Annotated in this window: 20 protein-coding genes; 13 read left to right on the top strand and 7 right to left on the bottom strand. The window is 57.7% G+C overall.

Features of this window, described 5'->3' with window-relative positions:
* Nucleotides 1-11: 11 nt before the first annotated feature.
* Both GOW16_RS14930 and GOW16_RS14925 read left to right on the top strand, forming a co-directional pair.
* Complete coding sequence (locus GOW16_RS14930; protein WP_170416381.1) at nt 12-2,909, top strand: DNA translocase FtsK; 2,898 nt, start codon at nt 12-14, stop codon at nt 2,907-2,909.
* A gap of 39 nt (nt 2,910-2,948) precedes the next feature.
* Nucleotides 2,949-3,545, top strand: coding sequence for a LolA family protein (locus tag GOW16_RS14925; protein WP_170416378.1), 597 nt, complete (start codon nt 2,949-2,951; stop codon nt 3,543-3,545).
* Between the two features lie 12 nt (nt 3,546-3,557).
* On the opposite strand, the gene GOW16_RS14920 is transcribed toward GOW16_RS14925, so the two are convergent.
* Together GOW16_RS14920 and GOW16_RS14915 are read right to left on the bottom strand one after the other, a co-directional pair.
* The gene (locus tag GOW16_RS14920; RefSeq protein ID WP_170416376.1) at nt 3,558-4,139 is read right to left on the bottom strand and encodes a lytic transglycosylase; all 582 of its coding nucleotides are present in this window, start codon (nt 4,137-4,139) and stop codon (nt 3,558-3,560) included.
* A gap of 60 nt (nt 4,140-4,199) precedes the next feature.
* On the bottom strand, nt 4,200-5,081 hold the full coding sequence (locus tag GOW16_RS14915) for an AEC family transporter (protein ID WP_170416374.1): 882 nt from the start codon (nt 5,079-5,081) through the stop codon (nt 4,200-4,202).
* 80 nt (nt 5,082-5,161) lie between these two features.
* Between GOW16_RS14915 and hspQ the strand changes: the two genes are divergently transcribed.
* The gene (gene hspQ / locus GOW16_RS14910) at nt 5,162-5,488 is read left to right on the top strand and encodes a heat shock protein HspQ (protein WP_108861127.1); all 327 of its coding nucleotides are present in this window, start codon (nt 5,162-5,164) and stop codon (nt 5,486-5,488) included.
* Between the two features lie 34 nt (nt 5,489-5,522).
* Here the strand turns inward: hspQ and GOW16_RS14905 are convergent, their stop codons facing one another.
* The 3 genes from GOW16_RS14905 to GOW16_RS14895 form a co-directional block, all read right to left on the bottom strand.
* Nucleotides 5,523-7,100 (bottom strand): gamma-glutamyltransferase family protein, encoded by a 1,578-nt coding sequence (locus GOW16_RS14905; RefSeq protein ID WP_170416372.1) that lies wholly within the window; start codon nt 7,098-7,100, stop codon nt 5,523-5,525.
* A 214-nt stretch (nt 7,101-7,314) separates the two neighbouring features.
* Nucleotides 7,315-7,758: an ATP-binding protein gene (locus GOW16_RS14900; protein WP_254429795.1), complete on the bottom strand. Its 444-nt coding sequence runs from the start codon at nt 7,756-7,758 to the stop codon at nt 7,315-7,317.
* 28 nt (nt 7,759-7,786) lie between these two features.
* Nucleotides 7,787-8,125, bottom strand: a complete 339-nt coding sequence (locus GOW16_RS14895; protein WP_170416368.1) for an STAS domain-containing protein — start codon at nt 8,123-8,125, stop codon at nt 7,787-7,789.
* 102 nt (nt 8,126-8,227) lie between these two features.
* On the opposite strand from GOW16_RS14895, the gene GOW16_RS14890 reads away from it, so the two are divergent.
* Both GOW16_RS14890 and GOW16_RS14885 read left to right on the top strand, forming a co-directional pair.
* On the top strand, nt 8,228-9,400 hold the full coding sequence (locus GOW16_RS14890; RefSeq protein ID WP_170416366.1) for a thiolase family protein: 1,173 nt from the start codon (nt 8,228-8,230) through the stop codon (nt 9,398-9,400).
* A 53-nt stretch (nt 9,401-9,453) separates the two neighbouring features.
* Nucleotides 9,454-9,906: a GAF domain-containing protein gene (locus GOW16_RS14885; protein ID WP_170416364.1), complete on the top strand. Its 453-nt coding sequence runs from the start codon at nt 9,454-9,456 to the stop codon at nt 9,904-9,906.
* 50 nt (nt 9,907-9,956) lie between these two features.
* Here the strand turns inward: GOW16_RS14885 and GOW16_RS14880 are convergent, their stop codons facing one another.
* Together GOW16_RS14880 and GOW16_RS14875 are read right to left on the bottom strand one after the other, a co-directional pair.
* The gene (locus GOW16_RS14880) at nt 9,957-10,346 is read right to left on the bottom strand and encodes an SHOCT domain-containing protein (protein WP_170416590.1); all 390 of its coding nucleotides are present in this window, start codon (nt 10,344-10,346) and stop codon (nt 9,957-9,959) included.
* A gap of 111 nt (nt 10,347-10,457) precedes the next feature.
* Complete coding sequence (locus GOW16_RS14875) at nt 10,458-10,838, bottom strand: DUF1294 domain-containing protein (RefSeq protein WP_368039915.1); 381 nt, start codon at nt 10,836-10,838, stop codon at nt 10,458-10,460.
* Between the two features lie 18 nt (nt 10,839-10,856).
* Between GOW16_RS14875 and GOW16_RS14870 the strand changes: the two genes are divergently transcribed.
* The 8 genes from GOW16_RS14870 to GOW16_RS14835 are packed head-to-tail and all read left to right on the top strand — an operon-like array spanning nt 10,857 to nt 18,348.
* Nucleotides 10,857-11,426 (top strand): helix-turn-helix domain-containing protein, encoded by a 570-nt coding sequence (locus GOW16_RS14870; protein WP_170416362.1) that lies wholly within the window; start codon nt 10,857-10,859, stop codon nt 11,424-11,426.
* Nucleotides 11,426-12,049, top strand: coding sequence for a LysE family translocator (locus GOW16_RS14865; RefSeq protein WP_170416360.1), 624 nt, complete (start codon nt 11,426-11,428; stop codon nt 12,047-12,049). Before GOW16_RS14870 ends, GOW16_RS14865 begins: the two co-directional genes overlap by 1 nt.
* A gap of 4 nt (nt 12,050-12,053) precedes the next feature.
* Nucleotides 12,054-12,434: a GFA family protein gene (locus tag GOW16_RS14860; protein ID WP_170416358.1), complete on the top strand. Its 381-nt coding sequence runs from the start codon at nt 12,054-12,056 to the stop codon at nt 12,432-12,434.
* A 14-nt stretch (nt 12,435-12,448) separates the two neighbouring features.
* A complete protein-coding gene (locus GOW16_RS14855; protein ID WP_170416356.1) occupies nt 12,449-14,899 on the top strand; it encodes a GcvT family protein in 2,451 nt (816 codons plus the stop codon).
* Between the two features lie 18 nt (nt 14,900-14,917).
* A complete protein-coding gene (locus GOW16_RS14850; protein ID WP_170416354.1) occupies nt 14,918-15,394 on the top strand; it encodes a cupin domain-containing protein in 477 nt (158 codons plus the stop codon).
* Nucleotides 15,395-15,404: 10 nt separating this feature from the next.
* Nucleotides 15,405-16,457 carry an alcohol dehydrogenase family protein gene (locus GOW16_RS14845; protein WP_170416352.1) on the top strand — a complete coding sequence of 351 codons (1,053 nt, stop codon included), beginning with the start codon at nt 15,405-15,407 and terminating at the stop codon, nt 16,455-16,457.
* Between the two features lie 12 nt (nt 16,458-16,469).
* The gene (locus tag GOW16_RS14840; RefSeq protein ID WP_170416350.1) at nt 16,470-17,363 is read left to right on the top strand and encodes a homocysteine S-methyltransferase family protein; all 894 of its coding nucleotides are present in this window, start codon (nt 16,470-16,472) and stop codon (nt 17,361-17,363) included.
* A gap of 10 nt (nt 17,364-17,373) precedes the next feature.
* Entirely contained in the window at nt 17,374-18,348 is a 975-nt protein-coding gene (locus GOW16_RS14835; RefSeq protein ID WP_170416348.1) for a GlxA family transcriptional regulator, read from the top strand.
* The last annotated feature ends 45 nt before the right edge of the window (nt 18,349-18,393 follow it).

Here is an 18,393-nt window from a genome sequence, read left to right as displayed (position 1 = left end):
ACGAGGGCAAAATGGCATCATATAACGCGCGCAACCGCGATCCATTGCTGGACAGCACGACTCAGGCCGCCATCGAACGGCGCAGCAAGGAACTGATCGGGATCGCCCTGATCCTGCTGGGGCTGGCTGCGGCCGCGATGATCTGGTCCTACACGCCGGATGATCCGAACTGGATGGTGTCAACTGACGCGCCGGTGCAGAACTGGATGGGGCGGATTGGGGCATCGATTGCCGCGCCGCTGTTCATGATCGTCGGATGGGGCAGCTGGAGCATCGCGATGGTGCTGATCGGTTGGGGCATACGCTTTGCCGGGCATTTTGGCGAAGAGCGCGCGGTGGCCCGTCTGATATTTGCTCCGATCTGGATTGCGATCGTTTCGGTTTACGCAGCAACTTTGGTACCCGGAGAGGCCTGGCGCACAACCCACAGCTTTGGTCTGGGCGGGTTGTTTGGCGATACCGTAATGGGTGCGCTTCTGACGCTGCTGCCGATCTCATCACACTTCATGGTCAAGCTGATGTCGTTTGCGATGGCCGCAGGCATGCTAGCGTTGGGGATTTTCGTCCTTGGGTTCACAAAAGCCGACGTGCGCAAGGGCATGCGGGCCTTCTTGCTGGGCCTTGTGATGGCCTACGACATGCTGATGAACCTTCTGGGCCGCAGTGCGACGGCGACCGCGCAGGCCGCGCGGGATCGCCGGGCACAATGGGAAGAGCGTAAAGCCGCCCGCGCAGAGACAGCTGGTGCGATGTTTGACGATGACATGGCATATGCCGATCCGGTGTTCGATGAGCCGGAATTTAATGAGCCTGAGCCCGCAAAACCTGGCCTGCTGGCACGGATGCCCAGCCTGATCCGCCGCCCTGATCCGATGCCCGAACCGGAATTGGTCGACCGCGAGCCTGTTGCTGGATTCGATGAAATGCCCGGTGAAGATCGCATCAAGTCCAAGATTTCCGCAGCCGTGCGCAACCGTAAGGTGGCCACAGGTGAGATGGCGCCAGAGGTCGATCCGACACTGCCACTGACCAAGGGCCGGGGTCGGGGACCGGACCCTCTGATCCTGAACCCCAGAGGTGGCGACGAACTGCCGCCCGAGCCGCCGGTGACGTCCAACGGTCTGCCGCCCGAGCCGATGCTGACAGCAGAGCCCGCGCCTGAATGGCAGCAGGAACCCCTGCATCAGGACTTTGTGCCTGAGCCTGCATATGAAGATGAGGCTGTATTTGAAGATACGCCCGAACCCGAACCGGTACTGCGTCCCGCGATGAAAATCCCGGTGGCCGAGCCGCGCAAACCGGTGGTCGCGCAGCCTGTGCGCCGAACACCGCCGCCCTCGCGCAGGGCGCAGGCCGAAGCGCAGCCCGCACTGTCATTTGAGGATCGGCATTCGGACTTTGAACTGCCTCCGTTGAGCCTGCTGTCCAATCCGGCCAGCATTCAGCGCCACCACCTTAGTGATGAGGCGTTGGAGGAAAACGCACGCATGTTGGAAAACGTGCTGGATGACTATGGCGTGAAGGGCGAGATCGTTAGTGTTCGCCCTGGTCCGGTCGTTACCATGTACGAACTGGAGCCCGCTCCGGGCCTGAAAGCCAGCCGTGTGATTGGTCTGGCCGACGATATCGCGCGCTCGATGTCCGCGCTTTCGGCGCGGGTTTCGACCCTGCCGGGACGTTCGGTCATCGGGATCGAACTGCCAAATGAGAACCGTGAAATGGTGGTGCTGCGCGAAATCCTCGCCAGCCGCGATTTTGGCGATGGCAACCACGCGCTGCCGCTGGCTCTGGGCAAGGATATCGGCGGTGAATCCGTTGTGGCGAACCTCGCCAAGATGCCTCACCTGCTGATCGCGGGTACGACCGGTTCCGGTAAATCGGTTGCGATCAACACAATGATCCTGTCGCTTCTGTACAAGCTGACGCCGGATGAATGCCGCCTGATCATGATCGACCCCAAGATGCTGGAACTGTCTGTCTATGACGGCATTCCGCATCTGCTCTCACCTGTTGTAACCGATCCCAAAAAAGCGGTTGTCGCTCTGAAATGGGTCGTGGGCGAGATGGAGGATCGTTATCGCAAAATGTCCAAGATGGGCGTCCGCAACATCGCTGGCTACAACGGCCGCGTGAAGGACGCGCTGGCCAAGGGCGAGATGTTCAGCCGCACGGTTCAGACCGGGTTCGACGATGAAACCGGAGAGCCCACGTTCGAGACCGAAGAATTCGCACCCGAAGCGATGCCCTACATCGTTGTTATCGTCGATGAGATGGCCGACCTGATGATGGTTGCGGGTAAAGAGATCGAGGCTTGCATTCAGCGTCTGGCGCAGATGGCGCGAGCCTCGGGCATTCACCTGATCATGGCGACACAGCGGCCCTCGGTCGACGTTATCACGGGCACAATCAAGGCGAACTTCCCAACCCGGATTTCGTTCCAGGTGACATCGAAGGTCGACAGCCGCACAATTCTTGGCGAGATGGGTGCCGAACAACTGCTGGGGCAGGGCGATATGCTGTACATGGCCGGTGGCGCCAAGATCACCCGCTGCCACGGCCCGTTTGTCTCGGACGAAGAGGTTGAGGAAATCGTCAACCACCTGAAGCAATTCGGCCCGCCGGACTATATGAGCGGAGTGGTCGATGGACCGGCCGAGGAAAAGGCAGACAATATCGACGCTGTTCTGGGTCTGAACACCGGCGGCAACACCAACGGAGAGGACGCGCTGTACGATCAGGCCGTGGCGATTGTGATTAAGGATCGCAAATGCTCGACCTCGTACATTCAGCGGAAACTTGCCATTGGCTATAACAAAGCTGCGCGGCTTGTTGAGCAAATGGAGGATGAAGGCGTTGTTTCGTCGGCAAATCACGTCGGTAAGCGGGAAATCCTCGTCCCCGAGCAATAGGATATTTAATAACAAGGGCAGAGCGCATATCTGATAGCCATGAAACAGATTGCCTTTGCCCTTGCTTTGACACTGGCCGCGCCTGCGGCCTGGGCGGCTGATAAGCTGCCGTTGTCCCAAATCTCAAACTACCTGAACGGCCTCAAAACCGTTGAGACCACCTTCACACAAGTCAACGATGACGGCTCGTTGAGCACCGGAAAGCTGTGGATGGAACGGCCCGGTAAAATGCGGTTTGAATACGATCCGCCCAACAGTGCCGTGGTTCTGGCGCGGGCAGGCACGGTGCAGATATTTGACCCGAAATCGAACCAGCCCCCCGAACAGTATCCGCTGAAACGTACACCCTTGTCGCTGGTCCTGGCGCGAAATGTAAATCTGGGGCAGGCGAATATGGTGGTCGCCCACGACTTTGACGGAACAGCTACAGTTGTAACGGCTCAGGACCCGAAAAACCCCGAATCCGGGCGGATTGAGCTGATGTTCACGGGCGATCCGATCGAGTTGCGCAAATGGGTCATACACGACAATGCGGGCAGTCAAACGACCGTGTTGCTGGGTCAATTGAGCACTGGTGGCAACCTTAGCAACGATTTGTTTTCAAAGTCGAAAAGAAGCGGGTCAAGCAATCGCTGACCCGCAATCTTGTCAGTAGCGGCAGTTGGCCAGCTGCGCCTGATAAAGCTTGGCGCGGGCATCAACGTCATTGGCGACGTTCAACAGCCAGGATTTGCTGTTGTGGCTGCCGCGGGCAAAACCGGTGTGCCCCTCGTGATAGGCCAGATACTGGTTGCGTGTATCACTGGGGTGAATGCCATTCCGCTGATGACTTTTGTTCATGTACCAGCCGATGAAATCTGACGCATCGCGAATGCGGTCTCGTTTCGCGCGGCGCTTGCCGGTCTCTTTGCGGTATTCATCCCATGTCCCGTCCAACGCCTGGCTGAACCCATAGGCGCTGCTTTGACGGCCCATCGGAATCACGCCCAGAACGTATTGGTGCGGTGTGCGTGCATCGTGCTTGTAGCGGCTTTCCTGATAGATTGTCGCCATCTGGACGTGAACGGGAACCCCCCACTTACGCTCGGTCTTCTTGAAGGCCTTGATGTAGTCGGGTTTTTCGCGCGCAATACTGCACGCGTCATTCAATCTGCTCGGTGGCTGTTTGGACCCGCCACCACAGGATGCCAAAAGCAGCACCCCAAGGAGTACGAAAAAAATTCTGCTCATGTGCCTCGTGCCTTTTTTCTTTATTCTAGCGCAGATTGAGCATTTAGGAAATGACAATCGTTACAGAACAATAGCTAGAATTATAGGCAAGGCGCCCACAGACAGCACAGTTGACACCATGACCATACCTGCAACGGCGTCCGCATCCGCGTCAAACCGCTCGGCTAGAAGGTATGATGTCACCGCGACCGGGGTGCACATCTGCAAAACCATTACGCCAAAGGCGACTGAGTCCAGATCAAAGAAACGCGCGATTGCCCAGCCGAGCGCAAAACAGACCAGCAATTTCAGGACAGACAGCCAAATCGCCTGACCCAATTTGCGCGTTGTCAGCCTTGCGACGGCGACACCAACCGTAATCAGCATCATCGGGACAGCCATCTGGCCCAGCAGTTCCAGCGTGTTGGTCAGAAACAGCGGCGTTTCCCAATCCTGCCACAGAAACAAGGCCCCAAGCAGAGTTGCCCAAACCATCGGCTCGCGCGCGACTTTGCCGAACGCCCCCTTTCCAGCGACGAGGTAGATGCCATAGGTGAAGGAAAACAAGGCGGTTATGGCCAGAAAAATGACTGCGAAACCCAGGCCTGCCTGACCAAACGCAAAAATGCATAGCGGAAGGCCCAAATTGCCAGTGTTTCCAAAAATTAGCGGCGAAAGGTAAGTTCGGCGGTCCAGATTAGAAATCCGAACAAAAACGCCAAATGCTACGGCAAGCCCAACATGACCGGCAATTGCGGCCAGCGTGAAACGGGTCAACTCTCCTGCCGGAATCTCGGTCTGCATCAGCGCCACAAAGATCAGGCTGGGCACGGCCAGCGTCACGGCAAGGCGTGTCACGAACTCCAGACGATATTCAAAACCAAGTTTGACCCAAGTGAATCCGATGCCCGCAAGCAGGAAGACCGGCGCCACAATTTCGAACACTGTCAGTAAGATGTTCACAGACTGTTTCCTTTAATTTCCGATCAATGATTGGCATTTCGGCCCGGAAAGAGGTAGTAAGATCTCTGGGGGCTGAAAAAATGCTGAAGACAAATGCCAAGTACCGCCTGGGACAGGTGGTCCGCCATAAAAAGCATCCCTTCCGAGGGGTGATTTTTGACGTGGACCCGGAGTTTTCCAATACAGAAGAGTGGTATCAGGCCATTCCCGAGGACAGCCGCCCCATCAAGGATCAGCCGTTTTATCATCTGCTCGCAGAAAACGACCAATCCTTCTATGTGGCTTATGTTTCAGAACAAAATCTGGTTGCGGACCAATCCGGAGAACCGGTTGAGCATCCTGATATTCCTGACATGTTCGGTCCTTTCGAGAATGGCGCATACCCGCTGCACTTTAATTTGAACTAAGTGATTTGGTGCGCCAGATCGCGCGCCCTGGTGGTCAATAACCTAACGCACAACCATCTTTTCTGGGGTCGCTAGCGCCTTCCAGAACACCGTCTGAGCGGATTCGGATTGCTTGTGCCCCGCCCAGTGGCGTTTCTGGAACCTGAACGTTGTGTCCTAATTCACACAATTGTTGAGACGTACTGGGCGGAATTCCGCGCTCAAGTTTCAGTACACCGCCGTCCGCAAAGGCGCGCGGGGCGTCTATTCCGGCCTGCAAACCCAAGCCATGATCGGTGAGGTTGGACAATAGGCGTGCGTGGCCTGTAGGTTGAAACGCACCTCCCATCACACCGAATGGCATCAGCACTCGGCCATCCTGTCTGAGCATACCGGGAATAATTGTGTGCATCGGTCGCTTGCCCGGGCCAAACTCGTTTGGATGATCAGCCTGCAGGTTGAAACCAGAGCCTCGGTTCTGCAGCAATATCCCGTACTTTTCTGATGCGATACCGGACCCAAAGCTGTGAAATATGGAATAGATCAGCGAAACCGCCATCCGATCCCGGTCAACAACCGTGATATAGACCGTGTCTTTGTGAATGGACTCGGTTAGCGGGGCTGCCGCTGGCATGGCGCGCTTGGGGTCAATCAACGCGGCCAGCCTATCGGCCACCGTCTGGTCAAGGAACCGCTCGGCATGGGTTGTGAAATCTGGGTCAGCAATGAACCGATTGCGCGCGTCATAGGCGAGTTTCGAAGCCTCGGCTTCAAGGTGGATGAGTTCTGGCCCAAAGGGGTCAAGGCTGCCCAGATCAAAGTTCTTCAGAATGTTCAAAAGCAGGATTGCAGTCGCACCTTGGCCGTTTGGCGGATGTTCGACCAGATCAATGTCATTGTAGGTTCCGCTGATGGGCTGGGCTTCGGTGCACTGTGTGGCCAGAAAATCCTCGGCAGTGTGAACACCACCCAATTCTTTCAGGGCGTCGATCATATCCTGTGCAATTTCACCGGAATAAAAGGCATTGCGGCCATTGCGTGCGATCTGGCGCAGGACCTCGGCCTGCCCCGGCGCGCGAAAGACCTGTCCTGTCTGTGGCACTTGACCGTCGATCAGATAATGCGCACGCGCTGATCCTTGTAGCGTTGGGGCTCCAATTTCCCAGTCTAAAGCCACCCTGGGTGCAACAGGCACCCCTACCTCGGCATAGTGAATCGCGGGCTGCAAGATTGCGTCCAGCCCAAGCCTTCCTTCGGTCTCTTCCAGATGGCAAAACGCGTCAATCGCACCGGGAATGGTCACAGAATCTGGCGTGCTCAAGGGCACCGCGTCGAGCCCCTTGGCCCGCAACTTATTCGCGTCACTTGCCGCCGGGGCGCGTCCGGACCCGTTCAGGGCGCGTATCTGATCTTCGCCTGCGCGATTATACAGAACAAAGCAGTCGCCGCCGATCCCCGTCATCTGAGGTTCGCAAATACCCAGCAACACAGAGCCCGCAATGGCGGCATCCATCGCATTGCCGCCCTGTTGCAGGATATTCAACGCGACCTGAGCGGCCAAAGGGTGCGATGTGGCGCACATTCCTTCGGTTGCCAGAACTTCGGACCGACCCGGAGTGTGAAAATCCCGCATAGGCTTGCCTTCCCCTTTTGAACACGCCGAACGTAAAGCGTGGTCAGGGATTGTCTAGTCACATCAGCGGGAAGGGAGGTCCTCGGCGCCGTTCACTGGGTGGGGGCTGTGACACAAGGCGCCGAGGGAAGCTATCTGAGCTACGAATATCTTTCTGCCCTTTGTTTGCGGCGCGCCAATGGTGCGATCGGGGCCTTTATGTGGCCATTTTGGGTCACGTGACGGGGTTTGGAAAGTCAAACCGCAAGGATAGCCGATTGCAGCCATTGCGGCGTTCATAGCGAATATCACTGGTCAGTTCATGGATCAGAAACCACCCAAAACCACCTTCAGGCAATTCATCGCGCGTTGATCCCAATGGTGCGGGGACACCATCCGGTACACGAAATCCGGGTAGTGGGTTCCCAGTGTCAGAGATCAGAATATCCAGCCAGTTTTGATGCAGCCGACAATGCACTTTGACCTTGGCTGGCGTAATCCCCGCATAGGCATGCTCAACGACGTTGTTGATCGCTTCAGCCAGCGCGATTTTCACATCTCCAGCCTTCCGTGACGGCAGACCATGCGCCTCTAAGCCCTTGCTTAGCTCGGCTATGCCATCGCTGGCCTCGGCTTCGGTTGCAGCAAAGCTCAGATCCAAGAAGTCCCCGTTCCCCATGGGCATCGCGCCTATTCAATCCTTAAGTTCATTCAGCCGACCGTGCCAGAGCGTCGTCCAAGGTCGGATAAAGTTGAAAGACCGTATCCATGCGGGTCAGGCGAAACACCTTTTCGACGAAAGGGTGCAGACCAGCCAAGTCCAGCCTTCGGTCACTGCCAAGTTGTTTCATCGACGCGACGATGGCCCCAAGACCGCTTGAGTCGATGAATTCCACCTCCGTCAGGTCCAGGACCACACGCGCCGCGCCGCCTTCGGCCTCATTGCGCATATCTTCCTTGAACTGAATGGCCATTGCAGCATCAATTCGGTCCGAATGCACTGTAATGATCTGCGTAGTGTCTGTTGTCTTACTGGTCAGGGCCATGCGCGCGGGTTCTCTAAACTGAAAATCACTCGTAGAAATACGCTAGACGGCAATTCTTACCATTCGGTATCCATCCCAGTAGAAAAACGGAGGAGCATCCAAATGAAACAAGTCGTTATCGCTGGCGCAGCACGTACCCCGATGGGTGGGTTTCAGGGGATGTTCGATACAGTGACAGCAGCCGATCTGGGCGGTGTTGCGATCAAGGCCGCGCTGCAGGGGGCGGGCGCAGAATCTGTTGACGAAGTTCTTATGGGATGTGTTCTGCCAGCTGGACAGGGTCAGGCCCCTGCGCGCCAGGCCGGGTTTGCGGCAGGGCTGGGTGAAGAGGTCCCAGCCACGACGCTCAACAAAATGTGCGGATCGGGCATGAAAGCAGCCATGATGGCCTATGATCAGATTGCCTTGGGCCATGCCGACACAATGATCGCGGGCGGGATGGAGAGCATGACGAATGCTCCCTATCTTTTGCCCAAAATGCGCGAGGGCGCGCGGTTGGGTCATGCGCAGGCAATGGATCATATGTTTCTGGACGGGCTCGAGGATGCCTATGACAAGGGTCGCCTGATGGGCACGTTTGCCGAAGACTGTGCCGAGGCCTATCAGTTCACGCGCGAGGCGCAGGATGAATACGCGCTGCGTTCTTTGTCGAATGCGCTGGCCGCACAGGAAAATGGTGCATTTGCGGATGAAATCACGCCCGTCTCGGTCCGCACTCGCAAGGGCGAAGTCACCCAGTCCGCGGATGAGCAGCCGTTTTCTGCGCGGCCCGAGAAAATCCCAACGCTCAAGCCAGCCTTTCGAAAGGATGGTACCGTCACGGCTGCAAACTCTTCTTCGATTTCAGATGGTGCTGCCGCGTTGGTGCTGGCATCGGAGGACGCGGCACAGGTGCAGGGCTTGAGTGTCCGTGCCCGTATTGTCGGCCACGCCAGCCACGCGCAGGCACCAGGGCTGTTTACGACCGCACCAGTTCCGGCCGCGCAAAAATTGCTGACCAATATCGGTTGGTCGAAAGAAGATGTTGACCTGTGGGAGGTCAACGAAGCCTTTGCCGTCGTGCCGATGGCGTTCATGCATGAGATGGGCTTGCCCCGCGATATCGTCAACGTGAATGGTGGGGCCTGCGCTCTGGGCCACCCGATCGGTGCATCGGGCGCGCGGATCATGGTCACGCTGCTGAACGCGCTAGAAAAGCGAAACCTCAAACGGGGCGTGGCGGCCATCTGCATCGGCGGTGGCGAAGGTACGGCGATAGCCATCGAACGCGTTTGACGCTTCACCTTTTTCCAAATACTCCGGCATAAACCCCTGCCACGAGCTCCGACATGACAGCCGACTACAACACACTTGCCAAAACCATTGCAGCCCTGACCGAAGGCGAAACCGACGACGTGGCTCTGATGGCCACGGTCGCGTGCGAGGTGCATCATTCCGATGATCGATTTGACTGGACAGGCTTCTATCGCGTTACCGAGCCGGGGCTTTTGAAAATCGGACCCTATCAGGGCGGGCACGGCTGTCTGGTCATCCCGTTCGACCGCGGCGTCTGTGGCGCTGCCGCCCGCACCGGTGAAGTACAGTTGGTGCCGGATGTAGACGCGTTTCCGGGCCATATCGCCTGCGCGTCTTCGACCCGGTCCGAATTGGTGCTACCCGTGCTAAATGCCGCCGGTGACGTCATTGCTGTGTTCGATATCGACAGCGATCAACCCGATGCGTTCAATGAACAAGACGCAAGCCAACTGGGCGAAATTCTGTCCAGCATTTTCGCCAAATAGCCAAGGCCGAGGGTGTAGCCCCGGCCTCGTCTATCTCATGATGTCAACGATCAGGTGTTCAGAAGCTTGGCTTTCTGCGCGGCAAATTCCTCGTCCGTCAGAACGCCTTTTTCCTTGAGCGCTGCAAGCCGTTCCAGCTCATCCGCGGCGGATACGGTCGCGACTGAGCGGATATAGTCCTTTTGCGCCTGTTCGATCTGGCTCATGGCTTCGGCATTGTGCTGGTGCATCTTGTCGCCGCGGACAATCAGGTAGGCCAGAACACCCATCCATGGAATCAGGATGACAAAGGCAATCCAGACCGCCTTTCCACCGCCACTCAAGTCCTTGGATCGGAAGACATCGGCCACAACCGAAATCATCACCCAGAACCAGGCCACCATCAGGAACAGCCAGAAGATTGACCAGACTATGTCGAAGAAACCGATGCCGTTGTCCATTTGTCATTCAACCCTTTGCGAATGCGTAAGAATATTCATATTCAGATAGCATGGACTGTAGCAGACAGTTTGCCGGTTGGTTAGTGTCAATTCTCTGATGGTTTTACTACGCTACGCCAGGCTGGGTAATTCAATGGCCGTTAGAAGATAGGCCAGCACAGCCTGAGCGCCGAATATCCCAAAGATATAATATGAAAACAGCCGCTTGCGGGTTTTGTGTCTGAATATCCAACGCCCCAGCAATGCGCCTGGACTGCCGCCCAGCGCAGCTAACCACAAAAGGTTTCGTTCAGGAGCACGCTTTTTCCGCCGTCTTGCCTGCAGTTTATCCCAGCCAAAGGCAAGCAAAGTCAGGGCGTTGATGGTCCATAAGTAAATCACCGCAATCCACATGGTGGACGGATACCCAAACAATGTTGTGGGTCCAAGTGAAAAATATCTTGGTTTTTTCACGGAATCAGCGCATCGTGAAAAACGAAGAGAAAATTTCACCAAACCCCGGAGCTTTCAGTGAACAGCCAAGCACCGCGCAGCGCCACACTCGGAGCCGATCTTCGCGCATTGCGCAAATCGCGCGGGCTGACGTTGAGCGAGATCGCCGCGCGACTGGGCCGTTCGGTGGGTTGGCTAAGCCAGGTCGAGCGTGACATGTCCGACCCCTCAATTTCCGACCTGCGCCAGATTGCCGAATGTCTGGGCGTGCCGATGTCGATGCTGTTCGCGCATTCCTCCGCGCCGGCAGATGAGCAGGGGTATGTGGTGCGGGCCGGAACGCGCCGCCCGATGGGGTCCGGTGAGGAAGGGTTGATCGAAGAACTGCTGTCGCCCGATCTGACCGATGATTTCGAAATGGTGCATTCCACGTTCAAGCCCCGATCGAAAATGCAAACCCCGGCCAACCGACCAACGCAGGAGGTTGGGTACATGGTGTCAGGGCGGTTGGAACTGACGATCAGTGGGCGCCAGTTTTTGGTCGGCCCCGGCGACAGCTTTCGGATCAAACATGAACCCTATCAATGGTCGAACCCCTATGATGAGCCCGCAGTGGCCATCTGGGTTATCGCTCCGCCGGTGTACTGATGAGCTTTGAAGCCTGGACCATATTCGCGCTGTTTTGGGTGGTGTTCGTCACCACGCCGGGGCCGAACGCGGTCAATTGCATTTCAAACGGGATGAGCCTGCCGTTTCTCAAAGCGATGCTGGGTGTCCTGGCGATTCTAACGCAGGCCAGCACGTTTCTTGTCCTGTCAGCGCTGGGTGTGACCGCGTTGATCGCAGCATCCCCAACCGGGTTTTTTATCGCCAAACTGGTGGGGGCAGGGTTCCTGATCTGGGTTGGAGTTCGCGGCTGGATGAATGCCACGCGTCCGGCCCCGGCAAGTGAACGACCTGCGCGCCATGTGTATCTGCACGCACTGGCGGTCGCTACGATCAATCCTAAAAGCGTGGCAGGGTACCTCGCCGCCTTTTCCCAGTTTGTGCAGCCTGACGTTCCGATCTGGCAGCAGATGGTCGTCATCATGCCTACGGCGCTGATCATCACCACGCTCAGCTATACCGGGTTCACCGTGTTGGGCGCGCTGATGGGTAAGGCTGCGCTGGGAGCGGTTTTCAACACCTGGGTGCGCCGTGTGATGGCCGCCTGTTTCATCATCTATGGCGTGTTGCTGGGGGCCAGCTCCACGCCTGCAGCAAGGGGGTAGTCACATGTACAACGGTTCTTGCCTCTGCGGCGCGGTAGCGTTCACGATTGACGGAGATCTGTCGCCGCCCTCGGCCTGCCATTGCGGTCAGTGCCGCAAGCAATCAGGACATTATTGGTCTTCAACAGTAACCCATCAGGACAACCTGAGTTTCACTGCCAGCGACACGCTCACCTGGTTTCGCGCATCAGGTACAGCGCGCCGGGGCTTTTGCAGCGTATGCGGCTCATTCCTTTTCTGGCAGCACAATGAAGAGGACACGATTTCGATTTCCATGGGGGCCTTCGATACGCCTACCGGATTACACCTCGCCCGGCACATCTTTGTGGCCGACAAGGGCGACTACTACGACATCACGGACGATCTGCCCCAACGGGCACAGTAACAGGGATCAAGCAAATGAGTGACTTTCCGACAAAAGCCCGCGTGGTCATTATCGGTGGCGGTGTGGTGGGGGCTTCCTCACTGTACCATCTGGCCAAGAAGGGCTGGACCGATTGTGTTCTGCTGGAAAAGAACGAACTGACTGCAGGCTCGACCTGGCACGCGGCGGGTAACGTCCCGACCTTCTCGAATTCATGGGCGATCATGAATATGCAGCGATACTCGACCGAGCTGTATTCGCGTTTGGGCGAAGAGGTCGACTACCCGATGAACTACCATGTTTCGGGCTCGATCCGTTTGGCGCACAGCAAAGAGCGGATGCAGGAGTTCGAACACGCCATGGCGATGGGGCGCTATCAAGGCATCCCGATGGAGATTTGGACGCCTGAAGAAGCTAAAGAGCGCTATCCATTCCTGGAAACGCACGATCTTGAAGGCGTACTGTACGACCCGACAGATGGCGACATTGATCCGGCGCAGCTGACACAGGCGTTGGCCAAGGGTGCCCGTGACATGGGCCAGAAGATCATCCGCTTCTGCCCGGCGACCGGCGTCACCCAGCGCGACGACGGAACCTGGACCGTTCACACGGATAAGGGTGACATCGATTGTGACTACGTGGTGAACGCGGCCGGCTACTACGCACAGCGCGTGGGGGAGTGGTTCAAGCCCTTCGGCGGTCGTACCGTTCCCGCAATGGTCATGAGCCACCAGTACCTGCTGACAGACGAAGTGCCTGAAGTCGAGGAATGGTCCAAAGCGAACGGAGGCAAGAAGCTGCCGTTGCTGCGCGATGTGGATATCTCGTACTACCTGCGGCAGGAGAAGAACGGTTTCAACCTCGGCCCGTATGAGCCCAACTGCAAGGGTCACTGGATGACCGAGGACGACCCGATGCCCGAGGATTTCAGCTTCCAGCTGTGGAACGACGACCTGGACCGCATCGAAGACATCGTTACCGACGCGATGGAGCGGGTGCCTTTGATGGCGACCTCCGGCGTTGGCCGTGTGATCAACGGCCCGATCCCCTATGCGCCGGACGGGCTGCCGCTGATCGGCCCAATGCCCGGTGTAAAAAACGCGTTCGAGGCACACACATTCACCTTCGGCATCGCTCAGGGCGGCGGTGCAGGCAAGGTGCTGGCCGAATGGATCGTCGATGGCGCGACCGAGTGGGATATGTGGGCCGTCGATCCACGTCGCTACACCGATTACACAGATCAGGACTACTGCAACCAGAAAGGTCTGGAAGTCTATGGCAACGAGTACGCCATGCATTTCCCCCATCATGAATGGCCCGCGGCGCGCGACAAGAAACTGTCGCCGGTGCATGACAAGGTCAAAGCGCTGGGCGGCGTGATGGGTGCCTATAACGGGTGGGAGCGTGCCAACTGGTTCGCAAAGCCGGGCGACGACACGTCGCTTGATGCGACCCATACCTGGGGCCGGTCCGGCCCGTGGGAGCAGCGGATCCAAGAGGAATGCGAGGCCGTGCGGGATGATTGTGGAGTGCTGGATCTGCCAGGCTTCTCGCGCTTCATGGTCAAGGGAGAGGGCGCCGCTGAGGCGCTGCGCGGCCTCGCAACCGGAGGGCTGCCAAAGGTCGGCCGGATGAACCTCATCTACGTATCTGACAACCGTGGTCGCATTCTGACCGAGATGTCCTGTATCCGTCTGGGCGAGGATGAATTCGTCATGATCACCGCCGCAACTGCACAGTGGCATGATCGGGACATCCTGATGAACGCGATGCCTGCGAGTGTGTCGATTGAAGACGTCACCACGACACGGGATACACTGATCGTCACCGGCCCGAAATCGCGCGAGATACTGTCGACTATGACGGATGCGGATCTGACCTCGGGGTGGCTGACTCATCAGTCTGCGACCGTCGCAGGCCAGCCCGCCTATCTGATCCGCGTCTCCTTCGCGGGTGAGCTGGGATGGGAAGTCCACGCTCTGAACGAGCATATGCCCGCGATCTATGACGCGATCATCGATGCCGGTGCCACGCCGTTCGGGATGTACGCTCTGAACTCGCTGCGGATCGAAAAGGGTTACCGTGCCTGGAAGGGCGACCTGTCGACCGACTACTCGCTGCTCGAAGGTGGTCTGGAGCGGTTCGTCAAACTGGACAAGCCGCAGGACTTCCCGGGCAAGGCCGCGATCCTGAACGAAAAGCAGCAGGGCGTGAAAAAAGCCTTTGTCACTCTGACGGTTGATGCCGGCGATTGCGATGCGCCGTATATGTCGTGCATCTGGCAGGGTGATCAAATCGTGGGCGAAACCACCTCGGGCGCCTGGGGCTACCGCGTCGGTAAATCCATCGCGCTGGGCATGATCAAGGCCGAGCTTGCCAACCCCGGCACCGAGCTTGAGGTCGAAATCTACGGCCAAAAGTGCCGCGCTGTGGTAGAGCAGGACCAGCCGCTCTGGGATCCCGAGAACGAGCGGTTGCGCGCTTAACCTCTCACGGAGACCGCCATGAGCAAGAGATACGCCAAATTGGGACCCGGTGAGGGTCCCAACTATGACTGGGAAAATGACCACACCTTTGTGAAGGTTTCCGGTCAGGACACCGACGGCGCATACACGCTCATGGAAGACAATCTGAAGGCCAGCTTCGCGCTTGGCCTTCATCGCCATGATAGCCATGCCGAGACCTTCTATTTTCTGGAAGGTACAGTAGATTTCTATGTTGATGGTGACTGGCATCGGTGCCCCCCGGGTACAACCATGCATGTGCCGCCCGGTGTGCCCCATGCCTGCCGCGTGGCCGATGGTGCGCCTGCCAGAATGCTGATGATTTTCCAGCCTTCGGGGTTCGATGGATTTCTGGCTGAACTGGCGACCATGGATGAGGCTGATTTTGCGGATGATGCGAAGATGGCTGAGTTGAATGCGCGCTATGACATCGTACCGATGGGACCGGTTCCCGCTCATCCGGATGATCAGAAGTGAAAGGGCGCTGATGGCTGTTCCTGCGACCATGTCTGGCGTTTACCTGACCCGCCATGGTGGCCCCGAAGCGCTGGAGTGGCGCGAGGATATACTGGTCCCAACACCCGGCCCAGGTCAGGTGCTGGTTAGGGTCGCGGCCGCGGGCGTTAACAACACTGACATCAATACACGGGTCGGTTGGTATTCCTCGGGCGTGACCAGCGCCACTGATGATGTCAATCAGGAGGTTGATGCAGGCGGCTGGGGTGGGGCGCTTTCATTTCCCCGCATTCAGGGCGGAGATCTGTGCGGCTATGTCGAAGTAGCAGGTCACGGTTCCAGATTCACAGCGGGGCAACGTGTGACCTGTCCGATCAACCTGCCGCGGCCTCGTCCGGGCAATCCGACGGGATTCATTGCGCTGGGGTCTGAAATCGACGGAGCTTTTGCACAATACTGCTTGGTTGCGGCGGATGATTTGTATGACGTCACAGAATCCCCCCTTTCAGACGTTGAGATCGCCGCGATCCCCTGTGCTTTTGGAACGGCAGAGAACCTATTGACCCGCGCCGGTGTGTCGGCCGGACACAAGGTTCTGATAACCGGGGCGTCAGGCGGCGTGGGCTTGGCAGCAGTGCAGTTAGCGGCGTTGCGTGGGGCGACGGTTTGGGGCATCACCAGCGCTGCCAAGGCCGAGGTGGTCAAATCTCAGGGTGCTATCGACACGTACGACCGCGACGACCCGCTGCCAAAGGACACATTCGACGTCGTGATCGACGTTGTCGGCGGCCCCGCCTGGCCTAACCTGATTTTGGCTTTGAAGCCCGGAGGGCATTATGCCGTTTCTGGCGCAATCGCCGGGCCGATTGTTGAAGCTGACCTGCGGGAGATTTACCTGCGCGACATCACAATACACGGCTGCACGCACCAAACCTTCGACGTCTTCGGGCGTCTCGTCGAGATGATGAACGCTGGTTGTTTCAAACCTTTGGTTTCCAAAACCTATCCGCTAAGAGATATCGCCAAGGCGCAGGAGGATTTCCAGTCCAAGACGCTGCCGGGAAAACTTGTTCTGGTTCCTTAAGGAGATTGGCAAATGGTGGATATCACACTTCTGGATGGGTCGATTGGTCAGGAGTTGGTCAAACGCAGCGGGGATAAGCCGACGCCACTATGGTCGACGCGCGTTATGATCGACCACCCGGAATTGGTGAATGAGGTCCATGCCGAGTATTTTCGCCGCGGGGCAACGGTAGCAACGACCAACACCTACGCGGTCCATCGTTCTCGGCTGGAGCGCTTGGGTATGGAAGCCCAACTGCCCGACCTGATTGATGCTGCGGTTACACAGGCGAACCGTGCGAGAATGGGCGGTTCCGGGCGTATCGCAGGCGCGCTGGGTCCATTGCTGGCGTCTTATCGCCCCGATCTGAAACCCGACGTGGAAGACGCTGCCGCGAAATTTTCGGAGTTGGTCAAACTGATGGCCGACAACGTCGATCTGTTTCTGATCGAAACCGTATCATCGGTGCAGGAGGGCGAAGGGGCTCTGCTAGGCACGGCAAAGGCAGGTAAACCGGTCTGGCTGGCACTATCGGTCATGGACGACGATGGAACGCGCCTGCGATCGGGAGAACCGCTCGGTGGCATCGCGCCGCTTGTCGACCGGTTCAACCCTGACGCGGTTCTGATAAACTGTTCGCGCCCCGAGGCCGTTCCTGCTGCGCTTAAGATCATTGCAACGATGGGGCGGCCGTTTGGGGCCTATGCAAACGGGTTTACCGGGATTACGCAAGATTTCCTGAAAGACGCGCCAACGGTAGATGCCCTGAAACAGCGCCACGATCTTGGACCCGAGGCTTACGCCGATCATGCAATGCGCTGGGTTGCACAGGGGGCAACGATTGTTGGCGGATGCTGCGAAGTCGGCCCGGATCATATCGAGGCTCTTGCCGACCGCCTGCGGGCCGCAGGGCACCGGATTGTCTAAGAGGAAAGCGATGCCATCGACGTCAAACAAACCGGCAGTCAATGCTCAGCGGCACTTCGACATCGTCGTCGCACCGGGCTATGTGCTGTTGGAATTTGCGTCCTTGGTCGAGGTGCTTCGGTTGGCAAACCGCGTTTGCCCTAGCCCGCCTTTTACCTACACTTATCGTTCTCTGCGGGGCGGTCCGATCGCCAGCAGCAGCGAGGCGACGATCCAGACCGAGCGCATTCCGCCGCAACCCAACGCGGACTACCTGTTTGTCATCGGCAATTCCAATCCTGATCATCCCGACCTTTCCTTGGGGCGCGTCGTATCTGATTACACGTATCGCGGCGCTCAGGTCTTTCTGCTGTCCGAGGCGGCAAGCCGTTATATTGACGAGCAGGGGACCGAGGAGATGTCGACCCATTGGGAAAACGCGTCCTTTTTGCGCGAACGCCGCGCTCAATTCGAGGCCAAACTGTCGATTGCAACAGAACAGGGCGCCGTTGTGACCTGCGCCGGGATGGAGGCGACAACCGATGTCGCGCTGGCCGTGATCGGGCGCCACATATCTGGGCCAACCAGAATGACCGTGGCCGATATTATGCTGCACGAGAACATCCGGGACTTTTCCTCGCTTCAGCCTTTTTCCGGGTCGAAAACCACGGCAACCGGCGACGCCAAGCTGGATCAGTGCATCAAGGTGATGCAGGCCAATATCGAAGACCCGCTGCCAATACGGGAAATCGTCGAAGCACTAAAGCTTTCGAACCGGTCTTTGGAGCGGAAGTTCAAGAACTATTTCGGAACCACACCAAACGGCTTTTACCGCGAGATGAGGCTGGCCAAGGCCAATAACCTCCTGCTGAACACTACGATGAGCGTGCGCGAAATCGGACTGGCCTGCGGGTTTCCCAACGGGTTTTCGTCGGTCTACAAAAGCTTTTTTGGGGTGACGCCCTTCGTGTTGAGACGCGAAAAGCGGCAAGTTAAACATGGTTGATTTTTGCAAATGCGCTGACGTTTTTCGTGCATTCTGCGTCGCTCT

The organism is Ruegeria atlantica (genome assembly GCF_013033965.1).
In the GTDB taxonomy this organism is placed as follows: domain Bacteria; phylum Pseudomonadota; class Alphaproteobacteria; order Rhodobacterales; family Rhodobacteraceae; genus Ruegeria; species Ruegeria atlantica_D.
The sequence above is the reverse complement of the archived record's forward strand: the minus strand, read 5'-3'. Positions and strand labels throughout refer to the sequence as shown.

What these genes read in the sequence shown, in the direction of transcription:
- GOW16_RS14930 (WP_170416381.1), top strand. Translation starts at nt 12, where the DNA reads ATGGCATCATATAACGCGCGCAACCGCGATCCATTGCTGGACAGCACG.
- GOW16_RS14925 (WP_170416378.1), top strand. Translation starts at nt 2,949, where the DNA reads ATGAAACAGATTGCCTTTGCCCTTGCTTTGACACTGGCCGCGCCTGCG.
- GOW16_RS14920 (WP_170416376.1), bottom strand. Translation starts at nt 4,139, where the DNA reads ATGAGCAGAATTTTTTTCGTACTCCTTGGGGTGCTGCTTTTGGCATCC.
- hspQ (WP_108861127.1), top strand. Translation starts at nt 5,162, where the DNA reads ATGCTGAAGACAAATGCCAAGTACCGCCTGGGACAGGTGGTCCGCCAT.
- GOW16_RS14905 (WP_170416372.1), bottom strand. Translation starts at nt 7,100, where the DNA reads ATGCGGGATTTTCACACTCCGGGTCGGTCCGAAGTTCTGGCAACCGAA.
- GOW16_RS14900 (WP_254429795.1), bottom strand. Translation starts at nt 7,758, where the DNA reads ATGGGGAACGGGGACTTCTTGGATCTGAGCTTTGCTGCAACCGAAGCC.
- GOW16_RS14895 (WP_170416368.1), bottom strand. Translation starts at nt 8,125, where the DNA reads ATGGCCCTGACCAGTAAGACAACAGACACTACGCAGATCATTACAGTG.
- GOW16_RS14890 (WP_170416366.1), top strand. Translation starts at nt 8,228, where the DNA reads ATGAAACAAGTCGTTATCGCTGGCGCAGCACGTACCCCGATGGGTGGG.
- GOW16_RS14885 (WP_170416364.1), top strand. Translation starts at nt 9,454, where the DNA reads ATGACAGCCGACTACAACACACTTGCCAAAACCATTGCAGCCCTGACC.
- GOW16_RS14880 (WP_170416590.1), bottom strand. Translation starts at nt 10,346, where the DNA reads ATGGACAACGGCATCGGTTTCTTCGACATAGTCTGGTCAATCTTCTGG.
- GOW16_RS14865 (WP_170416360.1), top strand. Translation starts at nt 11,426, where the DNA reads ATGAGCTTTGAAGCCTGGACCATATTCGCGCTGTTTTGGGTGGTGTTC.
- GOW16_RS14860 (WP_170416358.1), top strand. Translation starts at nt 12,054, where the DNA reads ATGTACAACGGTTCTTGCCTCTGCGGCGCGGTAGCGTTCACGATTGAC.
- GOW16_RS14855 (WP_170416356.1), top strand. Translation starts at nt 12,449, where the DNA reads ATGAGTGACTTTCCGACAAAAGCCCGCGTGGTCATTATCGGTGGCGGT.
- GOW16_RS14850 (WP_170416354.1), top strand. Translation starts at nt 14,918, where the DNA reads ATGAGCAAGAGATACGCCAAATTGGGACCCGGTGAGGGTCCCAACTAT.
- GOW16_RS14845 (WP_170416352.1), top strand. Translation starts at nt 15,405, where the DNA reads ATGGCTGTTCCTGCGACCATGTCTGGCGTTTACCTGACCCGCCATGGT.
- GOW16_RS14840 (WP_170416350.1), top strand. Translation starts at nt 16,470, where the DNA reads ATGGTGGATATCACACTTCTGGATGGGTCGATTGGTCAGGAGTTGGTC.
- GOW16_RS14835 (WP_170416348.1), top strand. Translation starts at nt 17,374, where the DNA reads ATGCCATCGACGTCAAACAAACCGGCAGTCAATGCTCAGCGGCACTTC.